Here is a 15,101-nt window from a genome sequence, read left to right as displayed (position 1 = left end):
TCTGGACCGCATCAGCCGATTCCATCCTCGAAAAGCTGCATCGACTTTGCTCGCGAATCAGCGGAACAGGACACTAGGACAGAAAGCGATACGAATTTGTGGAGCTTTCCGCCAAATTCCCCTCAACCGGTTGAGGGGCATTTTCATTTGAGACGTTATGTGGCTTGAGTTGCCTTCGCGTCGATCTCGGGCAAAAGCGTGCAGAAATCGTCCATGTTTCGGGCCGATTCCGGGCCGCCACCTCGCAAGAATAGACGCATGCCGCGCGTGCGGTTACTCACCCCATCCAAAGGACCATGATGACCACGATTGACAACGAGACGCACGTCCTCGATGACGAGGCACGAGAGAAGACGGCCGAGCATCCGACGAACGAGGCCGGCGGAGCCGAAACCGCCGCCATCGACCCGGCGGCGCGGCCGACGACGGACGGTGCGGACGACGTCGAGCTCGAGAACGAGCTTGCGCAGATGGAATCGGATGCGGCCACGCTGCAGCGGGAGGGCATGATCAGTGCCGCCGAGGCCGATGAGAAGCGCGAGCAGGTCGCGCGCACGCGCAAGCTGTTCCGCGAGTTGCCGCCGGCCGAACGGGTCCGCATCATTCAGCGCCGCCGCGAAATCGGCCGCGAACTGATGAACAAGCAACTGTCCGGCGCGGCGGTCGTGTCGACTGACGTTCGACTGAAGCACACGCGGCTCAAGCCGCTGTTTGAGCAATGGTGGCCGTATCTGAACCGGATGAGCATCAACATGCAGCGGTTTGGCCGGGCGACGTTCGGCGCCGACGATCAGGAGACGGTGACGACCTTTTTCGATAAGCAGCTGAACGACCTCGAAGCGTACGTCAATGAGCAGCTTGAAGTGGCGCACGGCTTTCGGGAGCGAACCGAGACCGAGATGCGCGAGCGCGGCGACATCGTATTCTCGCCGACGGTGACGAAGCCGTCCCTGGACATCACGGTCGAGGCGTATTCGCGTTTCTCGATGCGGTTGCTGTCCGTGATGCTGAAGTACGATCAGGTGATGGACCATTTCGACTTTCTGGTCTGGAACGGCGTGCGTGATCAGTCGGACGCCGACGAGGAAACGTCGCGCTTCCTGCGCAAGTTCCATCCGATCGGTGTGCGGGGCTACTTGACGCACCTGCGCCTGATGACGACCGTCCACGGTCGATAAGGGGGCGCGGTGAGTGCCATGCTCGACGAGCTGAACCCCCAACAGCGCGAGGTGGCACTCCTGCGCCGCCACTGCGTCGCGATCGCGTGTCCTGGCGCAGGAAAAACCAAGACGATCGCGACCAAGGCCGCGCGCCTACTGGAGGATCCGGCCGCGGTGGTAGGTGCGGTGACGTTCAGTAAGGACGCGGCCCTCGAGTTGCGCGAGCGGATCCTGGCGATCGCCGTGCCGGACGCGAAGCGGCGGCTAATCGCCGGGACGTTCCACTCGTTGGCGTTCAAGCAGATCGGACAGCCCGGCCGTGCACGCCACGATATTGCGTCCGACGGCGACCGGTTCGGGATGCTGGGTCGCGTGATCGCGGAGCTCGGGTTCGAGTGGAAAGTCGAGGAAGCGGTGCCGATCATCGAACGCATCAAGACGAACTTCGGTCGGGCTGAATCCGGATCGGCTGAAGCAAGGCTCTATGCCGCGTATCAGGAAGCGCTCGAGCGCAACGGCAAGATCGATTTCCAGGACATGCTGCGGCTGGCCGTGGCCGGCATGGAAAGTGGCGACATCCGTCCATATCGCTTCACGGATCTGCTCGTCGACGAGTTTCAGGACACGGATCCGCTTCAATATCGGTGGGTCGAGCTGCACGCGCGCGCCGGCGCGCAGGTGACCGTGGTCGGCGATGACGACCAGAGCATCTACGGTTTCCGCTCGGCCTTGGGCGTCCGAGGCATGGAGAGCTTCTCCGGGACGTTCGACGCGCAGAAGATCGTACTCGGCAGCAACTACCGTTGCCGCTCGGAGATCCTGGCGGCGGCCGACCGCGTCATCCGCAACAACGTCGACCGGATTCCAAAGGTGTTGCACGCCGACCGCGGCGGCGGCGGCGCAGTGTCGTCGCAGCGCTTCGAGGACGAATACGGAGACGCTATTGCGGCAGTCGATGTGCTGCAGGCGCAACTGGCAGCAGGCCGGACGTGTGCGATCCTCGCGCGCACGAACCGCAACCTCGATCCGATCGAATCGGTCTGCCGGTCGCACGGCGTGCCGTACTACCGCGCGTCCGGCGGTTCTGTGCTCAACCGGCCGCAGGCTGCACTGATGTGCAATCTTCTCCAGATCGTCGAAGGTCGGAAGCAGAACGGTGTCGACGCGGTGCTCGGATACATGGGGATCAGTTCGCATGATCTACGCGCACTCCATCGGGACATGGGCGCCGAGTTCGTTCAGCGCCAGAAACAGGATCTTGTCGCGCTCGGCCTGACCGAGGACACGGCGACCGCGTATCGAGCGTTCATGAAGCGTTTGGCCGAATGGCAGTCGCTCTGCGAGCGGGAATTCCACTCGCTTGCGCTCGAGGGCGTGTTCGAATGGATGATGGGGTACGCGAAAGGGGACGCGGCCATCCGCGCGCTCCAGTGCACCTATGACGTGATCAGCCGCCTGAACGGCTCGTTTACCAATCGCATCGAGTTCTTGCAGCGGGATAACAACAAGCCCGGCGACGGCGTGTTGGTGCTCACGACAATGCACGGCTCCAAGGGGCTCGAATGGGATCACGTCTGGATCAGTCGCGCGGAGGAGGGCGTCGTGCCGGACGACAAGAGCCCGGAATCCGAGGAGCGCCGGCTTTTCTATGTGGCGATGACGCGCGCGCGGGAGAATCTTGTCATCACGTCGATCCAGAAGAACGCCGTTTCGCGGTTCGTGATCGAGTCCGGAATCGAATAAAAATCGGCCACGCGAGGTGGCCGACCTGCGGAGAAATTCGAAGCCTTATCGCGCCGTGTTTACGTCGTCTGCTTCGGCTTTTTCGTGGCACATTTCCCACACTTCGACAGCTAAACATCCGATGAACAGCGGGACCGTGGTCATCAGGAGGTAGGTGATGAGCGCGATAGGAGCCTGGAGCAGCCAGATGTCGGCTACGCCTTCGTTGCGCCAGGCGAGCACGTAAGCAACGAAATGGACAGTGTTCCCAATCGCCTCGGTAGTGATATTGCCGGGGGATCCCCATAACCGTGCTAGACCGCTGACAGCAAGGGCCGCCGAAGCAGCCAGCGACGAGATGATGATTGCCATAGGTACCGCCCGCTGGACAATCGAGCCGAGGAGTTTACGCACGTTTTTCATGACGTGGTCAGTGCCGTGGTATTGGCGTTGTCGCTGAGTGGTGCGCCGGCCGTCGGCGCTTCAATGGTCAGTTCGCGCGGGACGCGTTTGAGCTGACCGTTGAGCGCGGCTTGTGGCCCAAGCCGGATCGTGCCGCAGTAATAGACGTTGCCCTTCACCACGCCGTTGATCTCGAGCATGTCACGGGCATGCACATCGCCTTCCACGACGCCGTCGATGCGTACGATCTCGCCTTGCACCTTGCCCTTGATCATTCCGCCTTGCCCGATATGCAGCAGGCCGGCCGTCGAGATGATGCTGCCGCTCACGAGCGCGAACGCGCTCATCCCGTGATCGAGGATCAGATCGCCCTGGACGACCAGACCGGTGGCCAGCAGCGTCACGTTGATGGTTTTGGGTTTCATGGTGGCCTCGTTAGAAGAGTTGGACGTCGCCGGACTTGCCTGCTGCCGGCGCTTTGGGGGCAGGCGCCGGTGTGGGCGCAGGCGCGGCGGGTTCGGTATTTTCTGCCGGTGCGGCGTGCGGCCGCGCGGTGGCGCGGTGGATATGCCGGGGAGCGGCCTTCGGTGGGGCAGCCGGTGGCGGCGCCGGTTCGGTCGTTGCGGAAGCTACGGTCGGCGCGGCGGTCTGCGCGACCGGTGCGGTCCGTGGCGCACGGATTGGTGCTGCTGCGGCCTTGTCCAAGTCGCTCGGCGCGGCCTGCTCTCGCGGCGATGTATCGGTGGGTGGCGGATCGTGACGGGCGGTCATCGAGCGCGGATCGACGCTCGCCAGCACTCCCTTTGGCGCGCTGTTCGAACCGGCGAAGTCGGCCGCCGTCAGGGAGCGGGGGCCGGCGAGAGCCGAAGCGGCGGCCGACGCAGGGCGGGGAGCTGGCGTGGTGGCTTCGTGCGTCACCTCGGCGTGCGATGGTACGCGCAGGACCCGCCAAAGATTGGCGGCACTCACACCGCCGCCCGCAGCGAGCGCGGCGGTTGCTACGGCAATGGCCACGGGCCGGACCAGCCGTTTGAACCGGCCGAGGCGGGGCAGTGCAATCCGACTGCGACTTCCTTCAGGAGCCGGGAGTGCCGGCATGGCTTCGACGTGGCCGTTGATGTCGATCACGACCGGTTGGGCTGCGTACTGGGCGTGCAGCGCCTGAATTTCTCGGATGTCCATAGTCCTCCGGGTGTGAAGGCGTCTCGGTTGCGGACGCATATACGAGATTGCGAGATTGCTTACGCGTGCGCGGTCGGTTGACGAGCGAGCGCTTGCCCGTGCATCGCACTAGGGCATGTAGTCTTTGCCAGCGTAGCCATTCCGGCAGCGAGTCAAGTTCATCAGGCGATGAACGTTCAATCGCGCAGTGTCCCGTCTACCTGGTAGCGATCGTTGTCGGGCACGCAGACGAGCGAGATGTGCTTGATCCGCCCCTCGGCGTTCGCGAGGATGGTGGCCCGGTCCTGCGCGGTGATCTTTTCGGCGAGCACGGCTTCCATCGTCGCCACAAAGAGCTTGTCGTATTGGGTGAGGCAACGGACCAGCAGACCCGCGAGTGGTCGCGTGACCTTCAGTTCAATATGCTCGGCGGGGAAAGCGATCGTCCGGGCCTCGTGCTTTTCGACCCACACCAGCGCCTTGCGCAGCCAGTCCGACGTATCACGCAGCGCGGACTCGAGCGCATGCGTTTTTCCCCCGCGCGCGACGGCGATTTTCGACGCGCAGAAGTTGTAGTCGCCGCGAATGAAATTGCGGGCGAACTGCGAGCTGTAGCACAACACCGTGACCGCGTCGGAATCGGGGATGATTCGATCGATGCGGCTGTCGCTCGTCAGACGTTGGATCGGCTTGAGTCCCGTTGACGACGGGGACAGCGAATCGTTCGACGGGCGCGTGTTGGGATCGACGGCGATCGGGTCGAGCAGGGGCGCGTCCCGCTGCGGGTCGTGCGGTGGTTCGAGAACGGCGGACATGATGTTTACGGGTGGTCTCTCTCATCAATGATTTTGGGTTAACCCGATTTAACAATTCAGGCAAAAGCGGGCCTGTTTTCGTGAGCTTTCCACCCTTTCCGATCACAAATTTCCGCAATACTGACTCTACTTCTCGCGTCCACGACGCATCGACCTAGACTTCGTAACCCGAAGTCCATCTTCTGTACAAGCCGTGCCAATGGGCATGCTCCGACCAGCCGGCAACTGGTGTGGAATCTTCTGCTGATGAGTGCCTAGCCAGCACTTCCCATCTTTCAGTCATAAAACTCGTCGCCGGCCGCATGTATTTGCGCCGCGACATCGTTCGAGTCCGGACATCGGGTGTCTCTCTCCAGACCAGAGTCTGGGTAGAACGATCGTAGTCGACTGAGCCGTGATCCTGCGGCGGAGTGGTATTTCCGAAAATGGGCTGTTGCGCAGCGTGACCATGCTGCGCGAGGACGACCTAACGTCCTCGATATGAGCCGACCGGCTCCCTGAGCGCCACGTCCCCAGAAGGGACGTGGCGCTTGGGTCATTTCCACGAATCCGAAAAGCGCGTTCCTCTTGCCGAGGGACGCGCTTTTTTCGTCGTTTGTTCCTGTCCCGGAGGTTCACATGCTTCCCAACCGTCTCGACGCGCGCATCGCCAACGTGATCAGCAACACGATCGCCGACGAGCGCGCAACTGCCGATACCGCGTCGCCAGCCTGGCGTGCGCGGTGCGAGGTGGCTCAGGTCGCGATGTACAGCGATCACGACCGCCGCATCTTTCTGTCCCACATCGCCGAACGCCGCGGAGAGGCGGCCGCCAGCACGCTCGAGCAGTCAGCGAGCGCGATGCGCACTCAGGCGATTTTCTATCTTGCGAGGAAACCTTCATGAATGCTGTAGTCCCTATGCTGGGCGGCCCTGTGCGCAGCCTGGTCGAAGAGCGTGCGATGCGCCCTCCGGTGATCGGACGTATCCGGCCCGGCATCAAGGTGCTGACGTCCAAGGCGCGCGCCAATCAGGAGGCGGTGAGGCTGTACGAAACGATGGTCGCCGCCGGCGACTCATTCGAGACGATCGGCAAAGCGATCGAATCGCGCTGCCAGCTCCGGAACGCACTGGCGCCGAAGAACGTCGACTACTTCACGTGCCGCCGATCGGACTTCAACAACCCGGACGTGGCCGACGAGATTCTCAAGCTATACGGCGAGGATCGCGGGCAGGGCGTGCGGCTGTACCGTTTCCCGGTGCTGTTCGCCTTCAACGACTGGATGCAGAACCTCCCGAACGAAATGGCCGCGTGGGGCGCCACTGGCCGGAAGTTCTTCTCGCAGTATGGTCCCGACGGCATCCGGTACTGCAAGACCTACGCGAAGGTCGAACGAGATCCGCGGGCCCAGCGGGCCACACGCCATTTCGGCGGTCGTGACGTGATCTTCCGCCAGGACGACGCAATCCCAGACGGCGTCTGCGATCCCGAGCAATGCCCGCAGTACCAGAGCCGGCAGTGCAATCTCTCCGCGCATTTCGTGTTCGCGGTCCCCGACATCAAGGGGCTCGGCTTGGTCGAGCTACCGACGAACTCGATCTACGTGCTCCAGAAAGCCTACGCCGCGATGCAGACGGTGCAGTTGGCGCGCGGCAGGCTCACGGGCACGCGCTTCTGGCTCTCGAAGCGGGAATTCGACATCACGCGGATCAACGAGAACGGCGAGGCCGTGCGTCAGCCTCAGATGTTGACGGTTCTCGACGCGGATATCGACATCGGTGCGCTGCTGGATGGCGCGGACGAAGCGGCACCGGCGATCGAGGTCGCGCAAGGTGCGGCCGCACTGCTCGGTGCGGGCGGCACGGTGATTCCGCTCCATCCGACTGACGGAAGTGGCGGGGCCACGTCGGGTGACACCCAACCGGCGACGCACGCCGGCAATGCTCAACGCGACGAACACGACGACCCGCCCCCGGAGTCGATCGAAGAGAAGCGGCATCGGCTGCAGGATCTGCTGCTGCGTCTTCGCCTGAACGCAGACGCGCGCCGCGAGCAGTTTCGTGTCTACAGCCACGTCAAGTTCGGGCGCGGCTGGGCGGAACGGCCCACGGACGTCGACAAGATGATCGGACGGCTGACCGGCGCCCTCGATGCGCCGGATGTTCTCGACCGCGAGATCAGCGAGGCGGTCGAATCGTTCAACCGCCGATAGCGGTTTTTCCTTCAGCCAGCCCTTCGGGGCTGGCGCTTTTTCCTCTTCTCAGCGACTCCGAGAGCTTTTCAGCAAAGTCCCTTTGCTCAAGTGCTTTCGACCGCGTCGTTCACGCATCGAAACCGTCCGCGCAAGCGGCCATCTCTTGACTATCCATTTCGGAGGAGTTCATGCGCCGGATCGGCAACATCACGGCGTTTTTCGGCGCCGCCGACGTGCTGAGCAATTGGCACCCGTGCCACTTCAGCTATCACGAGGTGACTTTCACCAGCACCGAGCAATTCATGATGTACGCGAAGGCGATGCTGTTCGAGGATATCGACACCGCGTCGAAGATTCTCGCCGCGTCATCGCCGCGCGAGCAGAAGCGACTGGGACGTGCTGTTCGTGGTTTCGATAACGCCATCTGGGAACGCTGTCGCGAATCCATCATGTTCGTCGGTTGCCGGGAAAAATTTCGGCAAAACGCCGAGCTCGCGGCAGTTCTGCGGGATACCGGTTCGAGCGTGCTGGTCGAGGCGAGTCCGTACGATCGGATCTGGGGTGTCGGACTCGGCGAGACCGATCCGCGCCTCGCGGAACCGTCGAACTGGCAAGGGCTGAACCTGCTCGGCAAGACGCTGATGCGGGTGCGCGACGTCCTGTTTCCGCAGTAATTCTTCAGCGCACCGTCTCGGTGTTCGTCAATTGTCGGCTGCCGCGAGGCGGCCTTTTTAATTTTGGAGGCGTCGATGAAAATCGCGCATTTTTCTGACTTGCATTACTCGCCGGAGAACGTGGACGAGGCCGATCGCTGTTTCGCGTTCGCAGTCGACGACGCAATCTCGCGCGGGGCGCGGGTGGCGGTGATCTCGGGCGACTCGACCGATCATCGCCTCGACGCACACGCGCCGTCGCTGCATGCGCTCGCGACACAGGTGCACCGATTGGCCGAAGCGATGCCCGTCATCATGTTGCAGGGCACGTTCTCGCATGAGCCGCCCGGCACGCTCGCCAACTTTGCGTTGATGGGCGCGCGGTATCCCGTGTTCGTTGCAGATCGGATTGGTCAGGTTGCTCTGATCGGCACGCAGTTCCGAGCGTCCGACGGTCCGGTGTTCGACGACGCAGAGATGCTTGCGTTCGACGGACTCTATCCGGACGCGGTCTTCACCTGTCTGCCGACGATGAACAAGGCCGATCTCGCACTGAAGGTAGGTGCGTTGTCCGCATCGACGGAGCTCGGCGACGTGCTCGGAACGTACCTCGCGGCAGCGGGCAGGAATAACGCACGCTTGCGCGCGATCGGCGTGCCGACAATTGGCCTCTCGCACGGCACGGTGGCCGGATGCACAACCGAGCATGGTGTGACGATGGCGGGATTCGATCACGAGTTCAGCCTGGGCGCACTGTTCGACGCAGAGTGTGCCGCGTTCATGCTGGGTCACATCCATAAGCACCAGATCTGGTTGCGCGAAGGGCGCGCGGTGGGATATCCCGGCTCGATTGGGCGATTCCACTACGGCGAAGAAGGCGACAAAGGTTACCTGTTATGGGAGGTGCTGGCGGCTGAAGCACGTGCCGAGCTGGTGACGACGCCGTCGCGCGAGATGGTGTGCATTGCATTCGATGGCCCGCCCGACGAAGCGCAGCTTGCGGTGCTCGCCGCGGACTCAGCCGGCAAGTTCGTCCGGGTTCGCTGGCAGATCGACGAGGAGCACAAGCAGCTCGTCGACCGGAAGGCAATCGAATCGATGTTTGCGTCGGCCGCCGGCCTGAAGCTCGAGCCGCGCATCCTGCCGGTGATGAGAAGCCGCGCGGAGGGGATCAGCAAGGCGGTGACGGTCGATGCGAAGGTCGCGCGCTGGTGCGAGCTCACTTCTGTCGAGCCCGACCCGCTCCTCGAACGGCTGCAGCTGCTCGAGACTGGCGACGCGGAAGCGATCGCGGCGTCGGTGCTTGATCGAATTGCGCAGGTTGGCGATTCGATCGAGGTGCCGGAGATTCCTGGCGGCACGGCGAACGTCGTCCCGCTGGTCGCCGCCAGTCTCGAAGCTGCGCCGGAGCCTGAATCAAAGCCGTCGCTGTCATGGCTCAACGATGATCTGTTCGCAGCCTGAGTGCTGCCTGTCTCGACGGTCAACACGACGCCGAGCAATGAACACAGCCGTGTTCCGATAGCCCACGTGGCTATCGAAACGAGGTTCACCCCGCGCCGACAGGCGCATCGATCGCAGCACCGCTGCATCCATTTTCTTATCTACCCTGGCGGGGAGCGATCCCTGCCGGGCGCACTCCGTCCATTTCACAGGAGTGTGTCTATGTTTGGCCTTTATCCCGCCGGTGCCCGTTGGGTCCAGCAGTTTTCCGCGTCGAACGACGCAAAGGCGTTGCAGAAGGGTCTCGTTGACCACGGCGGATGCACGGCCGCGCTGTTTCATCAGCCCTTCGGCTCCGGCCGCGGCGTCACGATTGCGCAGCGCGACAGTTTCCTCGTGCTCGTGCATGCGACCGACGTCGATTCCCCGGAAGTCGCTGTGGTACCCGACGTCCAGATGCAGAACCTGCTTTGGTCGTTCAGTTCGGGATACGCCAGTCAGTGGTCGGGGCGCGAGCTCCAGATCCTGACCGGCTGTACCGATTGGGACGCGCTGATCAAGCAGGCCTCCGCGTCGTTCGCGCAACTTTGCGACACGGTTCGGCAAGCCGTGGCAGGCACGCTTGGCACCAAGGTCATCCGACCGGAGCCGATGCTGCCGATCGACGACGAGGACATACTGTTCCTGCCGTCGGAATACCTGCAGGAGATCTCTCTTTTGGAGGCAGAATCATGCGTCCGTTGAGATTGCTCCTCGAGGGGTTCTATGGGGTACGAGATGGGATGAAGCGCGACAGCGTCGAACTCGATCTCGAATCCTTGCCGCGCGGGTTGATTGCGTTGACCGGCCCGAATGGCGCCGGGAAGACGACGCTCATGGACAATTTGCATCCGTATCGGATCATGCCGTCGCGCGCGTCGAAGCTGTCTGTCGATGCATTCTCGTACTGGGATCATATCTGCGGTGTCCAGGCGCGCAAGGAATTCGAGTGGGAGCATGACGGTATCCGTTATCGCTCGTCCTTCGCGTTTCGCAAACCGGGTAAAGCCGGTAAGGCGGACTACTTCCTGTTCTATCGCTCGATGGACGGGGAGTGGCGCCCGGTGACGTTGCCGGAGGGCACGGTTTCGGACGGTAAGGGCGAGACCTACGACCGTTGTGTCGAAGCGATCTGCGGCTCGCTGGAATCGTTCTTCACCAGCGTGTTTTCCGCGCAGAACCGGCGGCCGCTCGCGTCCTACGGCGCGAACGAGATCAAGACGCTGCTCGCCGAGTTGCTCAAGATCGACCATCTGCGTGCGCTGGCTGCGAAGGCGGCCGACGTCGCCAAAGTGCTGACCAGGCGTCTGGATGCCGTGCGGCAAGACGTTGTGGCGTTTGCCGGCAAGCGTGAGCGCGCCGACGAGACGCGCAAGTCGATCGAAGCGGATGCCGCGGCAACTGTCTCGGCGCGCGCTGAACGGGAGTCGGTGCAAACCGTGCTCGCCGGCCTGGTGCAGCAGCGGGCGACGCTCGTGGCAAAGCAGGGCGAGAACACGGGTGTCGAAGCACGACTCCGCGAACTCAGCGTGCAGCGCAATGAGGTGGCCACGTCCCTACAAGGCATCGAACGGGATACGGCTGCGGATCGGCAACGTTTCACGCAACGCCGCGCCGCGATTCGCACGACGATGACGGGCCACGAAGCGGTGGTGAAGCAACGCGACGCCATTCTTGGTGCCGCTGCAGCGAGGGACGAAGCACAGCTTCGCGTCTCACAACTGGAAGCGCAGATCGGGCCATTGCAGCAGGCCATCGCCGACATGGATACGAAGCAGCTTCGGCTAGCGACGGTTCAGTCTGCGATGACCGGTCTCGAATCGGAAGGCGCGACCAAAGCCGAGTTGCTGAAGAACCTGCAGGGGCAAGCGGCTGTCGTTGAGTCGGTGCCGTGCGGCGAGATGGAGATTCACGCCACGTGCCCGTTGCTCGTGCAAGCGCGCAATGCAGCGCAACAGGCGCAAGTTCAGACCGTTTCCCTGAAGGATCTCCGCACCCGTTACAAGGCGCAGAGAGACGAACGGGATGTGCTCGCGCCGGCAATCGCATCGCTGTCCGCGAAGCGGGTCGAACTTCAGCAGGTGAACGACAGTATCACGGCGGCACGACAGGCATTGCAGCGTGCGACGGATCTGGCGGCTCGCAAGCCGTTGCTGGATGCGGCAGATGCGGGGCTGGCGACGGCGTGCGCTGAGCTTGCCACCCTCGATCTCGAAGACAGTGAAGCCCAGAAACGTCGTGAGACGGAAATGGGCAGGTTGGCTGCACTGTCGCGTGAGATCGAGACGGAAATTGCTCGTCTCGTCGCAGTCGACGTCACGCAGGCAATCGCGGATGTGGACCGGCAGATGGCATTGCACCGCGATGCAGGCACGGCGCTCGACGCGAGGATCGAAGCGTTGATCCGCAGTCAGGCGACACGCGAAACCGAGCTTGGTTCGCTGGAGCGTGAACTAGGCGGCCTGGCGGCAACGCAGTCGCTGGCGGTGCGCATCTCGGACGAGATCGCGCACTGGAAGCTGGTGGCGAAAGCCCTCGGCAACGACGGCGTAATTGCGTTGACGATCGACGATGCGGGTCCTGCCCTGACAAAGACGGTGAACGATCTGCTGCTTGCGTGCTACGGCATGCGATTCACGGTCGAGATCCAGACACAGCGGGCGCTCGCGAACGGCGAACTGCGTGAGGGCTTCGAAATCCTCGTGCACGACGCCGACAGCGACAGCAGCAAGTCGGTCGGGGTCATGTCCGGTGGGCAGAAGGTCTGGATCAACGAGTGCCTGACGCGCGGTATTGCGTTGTATATCGCGGGGAATGCGAGCCAGCCGTACCAGTCGCTGTTCAGCGACGAGTCGGATGGGCCGCTGGATCCGCAGCGCAAGGTGCAGTTCATGCGGATGAAGCGGGAGGTGTTGAAGCAGGGCGGTTACGAGCGGGAGTTCTTCATCTCGCAGACGCCCGAGCTGATCGCCGAAGCCGATGCAGTGATCGATGTAGCAGCGCTGGCCCAGTAGGGCGGCGTCCATTTCTTTGAACCCTGGCGGGGAATTCCCCGCAGGGGCGTTCCTCGCTTTTCTTTTTTGTGAGGAACGCAATGCAACTGAAATCCGTTCAATCGAACACGGCGATGGCGAACACGTTGGCGATTCGCCGGGCGCGTCCGCGCGTGGGTGTCGAGCACGTCTACACCCTGAATGGCTCGGAACTACGCGACATGTTGATCGACGGTCAGTGGGTCACCGTCTCCGCGACGGCGGTACCATCTCAAGTTGTCTGAGCGCCGGAGGTCAGTTAGGTCAAATTTGATCATGCTCCTGATCGCCGGTTAAGGACCGCTTCCGGCCAGCCAGCCGTAGCTTCAGCGGCTGGTCCGGCGCCCGACGATCAGTGTGTAGCGTTGGATCGAAGAGGAGTCGGATTTCATCACCTTCAAGGATGGTCGAGTCCTCGTCTTTCCTGTCGGGCAGCCGAAGCGCTACGATACCCCCAAGTTCTCGAACGACGCTATTGCGCTTGAAGCCAGTCGGTGGAAGGTGAGGCCGTCAGACCGGAGGCACTGTCCAATCCCCTGCTTCTGGGCGCTGAGTAATACGCTCGACGGGTGTCACTGCTTGTTCTGATATCAGACTGCAAAGCAGGTCGGCGAACGGTTCGATGTTGCCATAGGTACTGGCTTGTTCGAGCGCGTCCAGGTAAGCCTTGCGCGACTGGACGGTCACGATTGTCCATGGGTAGCCGCCCGTGGTCAGCATGAAGTTCATGACGAATCGTGACAGGCGTCCGTTACCGTCCATGTACGGGTGAATGAAAACGAAAATGAAGTGGCCCAGCACTGCTCTGACGCCGGCGTGCTCTTCGCTTTCCAGCAGGTCCATCAAAGCTGGCATGCATTCGCGTACGGCCTCTGGAGAGGGTGGCACGTGGAGGGCGTTACGGATGAAAACCTGATTGTTGCGAAAACCAGCCAAGTCTCCTGCCTTGAGAATACCGGCCTGCACACTCGGCGAAAAAAGCGTCACGTACCATTGGAAAAAATCTGCGCTGAAGGCTTCAGCCGGTTTCAGCCCTTCATTCACCACGCGGCCGATGAGCGCCTTGACGTGACTGTGCGTTTCTGCGTACCCCTTTGCTGCCATGGCGTCTCGGGTCTGCCGGTCTTCAGGGTGCGTGAGCGGGCTCCACTGGCCATTGCGGACCTTTTCTATGAGCTCCGCGCCGACCCGGTACCCTTCGATGGACAGCGAATGGTATGCGTCCGCGACGTACCGGGCGGCGATGTCCGAGAGTAGGCTGTTTGCATCAGTTAATCCCCGCCTCGGAACGTTCTCAAACCGCTTGAGGACAGTCTCGCGCATAGTTGACCACATCGTCTTGATGCGTAGGACGTAGGGGGATTCGTTGCGTCGTCCGTTGATTTGCGCAAGAGGCCGCTCGAACGGATTGTTCTCCGTTGTCGTGTACATTGCGGCCTTCATGGTGGTTAGCAACTGGTTTGCATCGGCCGTACGTCCTACGGCCCTGAGGGCGCCGGCCAGTCGACCAGCAACCAGGCTGTGCCCTCCCTCGAGCAGGCGTGCGATGAGCAGCGAGATGTCGACTTGTCGCATCGCAATCTGGGCAGCCATCTCATGCTGAGTGAAGAACGTCGGGCTGACGCGAATCAGCGCGTCGGGCAACGGCATAAGTATTAACCCACTGGCGTCCGGGGCTCGCGAGGCGACGAGTTGGGATTCCGGAATGCGGTAGAGAAACAGGGAGCAGTCGTGCGGCAGCGCCTGCATCTGGTTGTTGGCTTTCGGCGACTGCAACTGTAGCTGTTTCGCAATGCTGGTGTGACCGCTGTGTTTCAGAAGCGACAGTTCGGCGCTGAGTTGCCAGTCGTCATCGAAGCGCGAGTTGGCGTACGCCGCGACAAAGACCTCCATGTTGGCGTACCAGCGTGTCGAATCGCCGTCAGCATCTTCTGGATTGTTCGCGAGATACCATCCCTGGATGACCTGCTTCAGGAACCCGGCCCTAACCAGTCGTTCTCGATGAGTGCGAGTGAGCGACGGTATGACCGAAGGCTGGAATACCCGGAGGCCTTGGTCCTGCAACGCCTTAAGTACGTTCAGAGAGTCCGCCAGTTTTTCGTTGGGTGCCGCCATTTTGTTGACCTAGGTGAGTTCACTATTTTTCTGTCTAAGAATATCACTAAAATTGCGTTATTGGATGACGCTACTTTTGTGCTATTCGATATCACTACTATCTTGCCTGGCAATGCCACTACGATTTTGCCAGGATAGCCAGAGCCCAGTTGGTACTAGGGGTTCGGCACATCGGGGGCGCTATGGATGGCGTGATTGAACTGTTGTTTCTAGGACCGGCAGACAGATGAGGGTGGACGAGTGGCCAATAGTAGGGTGTGATGATATTTTTGGTGGCCTCTCCCCGGCGCCGACGTTGCGCAAGGCGAGACGGCGCTCAATGACTCGACCTCGTTTTTCCGTTCATCTTGGAAACGGTCCGCCGCATGCAGATCAGGCGTGTGGT

The 15,101-nt window shown here is 62.0% G+C and carries 14 protein-coding genes; 9 read left to right on the top strand and 5 right to left on the bottom strand.

Annotation, left to right across the window (positions count from 1 at the left end):
* Nucleotides 1–299: 299 nt before the first annotated feature.
* Nucleotides 300–1,178: an ATPase gene (locus DIE06_RS27555; RefSeq protein WP_124664099.1), complete on the top strand. Its 879-nt coding sequence runs from the start codon at nucleotides 300–302 to the stop codon at nucleotides 1,176–1,178.
* 18 nt (nucleotides 1,179–1,196) lie between these two features.
* Complete coding sequence (locus DIE06_RS27550; protein WP_124664087.1) at nucleotides 1,197–2,903, top strand: ATP-dependent helicase; 1,707 nt, start codon at nucleotides 1,197–1,199, stop codon at nucleotides 2,901–2,903.
* A 45-nt stretch (nucleotides 2,904–2,948) separates the two neighbouring features.
* On the opposite strand, the gene DIE06_RS27545 is transcribed toward DIE06_RS27550, so the two are convergent.
* The 4 genes from DIE06_RS27545 to DIE06_RS27530 form a co-directional block, all read right to left on the bottom strand.
* Complete coding sequence (locus tag DIE06_RS27545; RefSeq protein ID WP_124664086.1) at nucleotides 2,949–3,305, bottom strand: hypothetical protein; 357 nt, start codon at nucleotides 3,303–3,305, stop codon at nucleotides 2,949–2,951.
* Complete coding sequence (locus DIE06_RS27540) at nucleotides 3,302–3,709, bottom strand: polymer-forming cytoskeletal protein (protein WP_124664085.1); 408 nt, start codon at nucleotides 3,707–3,709, stop codon at nucleotides 3,302–3,304. The genes DIE06_RS27545 and DIE06_RS27540 overlap by 4 nt, the downstream gene beginning before the upstream one ends.
* Before the next feature lie 10 nt (nucleotides 3,710–3,719).
* The gene (locus tag DIE06_RS27535; RefSeq protein ID WP_124664084.1) at nucleotides 3,720–4,466 is read right to left on the bottom strand and encodes a hypothetical protein; all 747 of its coding nucleotides are present in this window, start codon (nucleotides 4,464–4,466) and stop codon (nucleotides 3,720–3,722) included.
* A gap of 176 nt (nucleotides 4,467–4,642) precedes the next feature.
* Nucleotides 4,643–5,260, bottom strand: a complete 618-nt coding sequence (locus tag DIE06_RS27530) for a DUF1845 domain-containing protein (RefSeq protein ID WP_124664083.1) — start codon at nucleotides 5,258–5,260, stop codon at nucleotides 4,643–4,645.
* A 618-nt stretch (nucleotides 5,261–5,878) separates the two neighbouring features.
* Here DIE06_RS27530 and DIE06_RS27525 point away from each other — a divergent pair.
* From DIE06_RS27525 to DIE06_RS27495, 7 genes are all read left to right on the top strand, one after another.
* Nucleotides 5,879–6,145 carry a hypothetical protein gene (locus DIE06_RS27525; RefSeq protein ID WP_124664082.1) on the top strand — a complete coding sequence of 89 codons (267 nt, stop codon included), beginning with the start codon at nucleotides 5,879–5,881 and terminating at the stop codon, nucleotides 6,143–6,145.
* Nucleotides 6,142–7,452 (top strand): hypothetical protein, encoded by a 1,311-nt coding sequence (locus tag DIE06_RS27520; RefSeq protein WP_124664081.1) that lies wholly within the window; start codon nucleotides 6,142–6,144, stop codon nucleotides 7,450–7,452. Before DIE06_RS27525 ends, DIE06_RS27520 begins: the two co-directional genes overlap by 4 nt.
* Nucleotides 7,453–7,622: 170 nt before the next feature.
* Complete coding sequence (locus DIE06_RS27515) at nucleotides 7,623–8,108, top strand: NADAR family protein (protein ID WP_124664080.1); 486 nt, start codon at nucleotides 7,623–7,625, stop codon at nucleotides 8,106–8,108.
* Nucleotides 8,109–8,183: 75 nt separating this feature from the next.
* Nucleotides 8,184–9,551, top strand: a complete 1,368-nt coding sequence (locus tag DIE06_RS27510) for a metallophosphatase family protein (RefSeq protein ID WP_124664098.1) — start codon at nucleotides 8,184–8,186, stop codon at nucleotides 9,549–9,551.
* Between the two features lie 201 nt (nucleotides 9,552–9,752).
* Complete coding sequence (locus tag DIE06_RS27505; protein WP_124664079.1) at nucleotides 9,753–10,274, top strand: hypothetical protein; 522 nt, start codon at nucleotides 9,753–9,755, stop codon at nucleotides 10,272–10,274.
* Nucleotides 10,262–12,583, top strand: coding sequence for an SMC family ATPase (locus DIE06_RS27500; protein WP_124664078.1), 2,322 nt, complete (start codon nucleotides 10,262–10,264; stop codon nucleotides 12,581–12,583). The genes DIE06_RS27505 and DIE06_RS27500 overlap by 13 nt, the downstream gene beginning before the upstream one ends.
* An 80-nt stretch (nucleotides 12,584–12,663) precedes the next feature.
* Nucleotides 12,664–12,846 (top strand): hypothetical protein, encoded by a 183-nt coding sequence (locus DIE06_RS27495; protein WP_124664077.1) that lies wholly within the window; start codon nucleotides 12,664–12,666, stop codon nucleotides 12,844–12,846.
* Nucleotides 12,847–13,111: 265 nt separating this feature from the next.
* Here DIE06_RS27495 and DIE06_RS27490 read toward each other — a convergent pair whose 3' ends face one another.
* Entirely contained in the window at nucleotides 13,112–14,716 is a 1,605-nt protein-coding gene (locus DIE06_RS27490) for a Fic family protein (protein ID WP_124664076.1), read from the bottom strand.
* Nucleotides 14,717–15,101: the final 385 nt, after the last annotated feature.

This window comes from Burkholderia sp. Bp8998 (genome assembly GCF_003854235.1).
Lineage (GTDB): Bacteria > Pseudomonadota > Gammaproteobacteria > Burkholderiales > Burkholderiaceae > Burkholderia.
This window is presented reverse-complemented; position numbering and strand designations above follow the sequence as displayed.

Excerpts from the sequence above, each read along its gene's own strand:
- DIE06_RS27555 (WP_124664099.1), top strand. The coding sequence starts at position 300 with ATGACCACGATTGACAACGAGACGCACGTCCTCGATGACGAGGCACGA.
- DIE06_RS27550 (WP_124664087.1), top strand. The coding sequence starts at position 1,197 with ATGCTCGACGAGCTGAACCCCCAACAGCGCGAGGTGGCACTCCTGCGC.
- DIE06_RS27545 (WP_124664086.1), bottom strand. The coding sequence starts at position 3,305 with ATGAAAAACGTGCGTAAACTCCTCGGCTCGATTGTCCAGCGGGCGGTA.
- DIE06_RS27540 (WP_124664085.1), bottom strand. The coding sequence starts at position 3,709 with ATGAAACCCAAAACCATCAACGTGACGCTGCTGGCCACCGGTCTGGTC.
- DIE06_RS27535 (WP_124664084.1), bottom strand. The coding sequence starts at position 4,466 with ATGGACATCCGAGAAATTCAGGCGCTGCACGCCCAGTACGCAGCCCAA.
- DIE06_RS27530 (WP_124664083.1), bottom strand. The coding sequence starts at position 5,260 with ATGTCCGCCGTTCTCGAACCACCGCACGACCCGCAGCGGGACGCGCCC.
- DIE06_RS27525 (WP_124664082.1), top strand. The coding sequence starts at position 5,879 with ATGCTTCCCAACCGTCTCGACGCGCGCATCGCCAACGTGATCAGCAAC.
- DIE06_RS27520 (WP_124664081.1), top strand. The coding sequence starts at position 6,142 with ATGAATGCTGTAGTCCCTATGCTGGGCGGCCCTGTGCGCAGCCTGGTC.
- DIE06_RS27515 (WP_124664080.1), top strand. The coding sequence starts at position 7,623 with ATGCGCCGGATCGGCAACATCACGGCGTTTTTCGGCGCCGCCGACGTG.
- DIE06_RS27510 (WP_124664098.1), top strand. The coding sequence starts at position 8,184 with ATGAAAATCGCGCATTTTTCTGACTTGCATTACTCGCCGGAGAACGTG.
- DIE06_RS27505 (WP_124664079.1), top strand. The coding sequence starts at position 9,753 with ATGTTTGGCCTTTATCCCGCCGGTGCCCGTTGGGTCCAGCAGTTTTCC.
- DIE06_RS27500 (WP_124664078.1), top strand. The coding sequence starts at position 10,262 with ATGCGTCCGTTGAGATTGCTCCTCGAGGGGTTCTATGGGGTACGAGAT.
- DIE06_RS27495 (WP_124664077.1), top strand. The coding sequence starts at position 12,664 with ATGCAACTGAAATCCGTTCAATCGAACACGGCGATGGCGAACACGTTG.
- DIE06_RS27490 (WP_124664076.1), bottom strand. The coding sequence starts at position 14,716 with ATGGCGGCACCCAACGAAAAACTGGCGGACTCTCTGAACGTACTTAAG.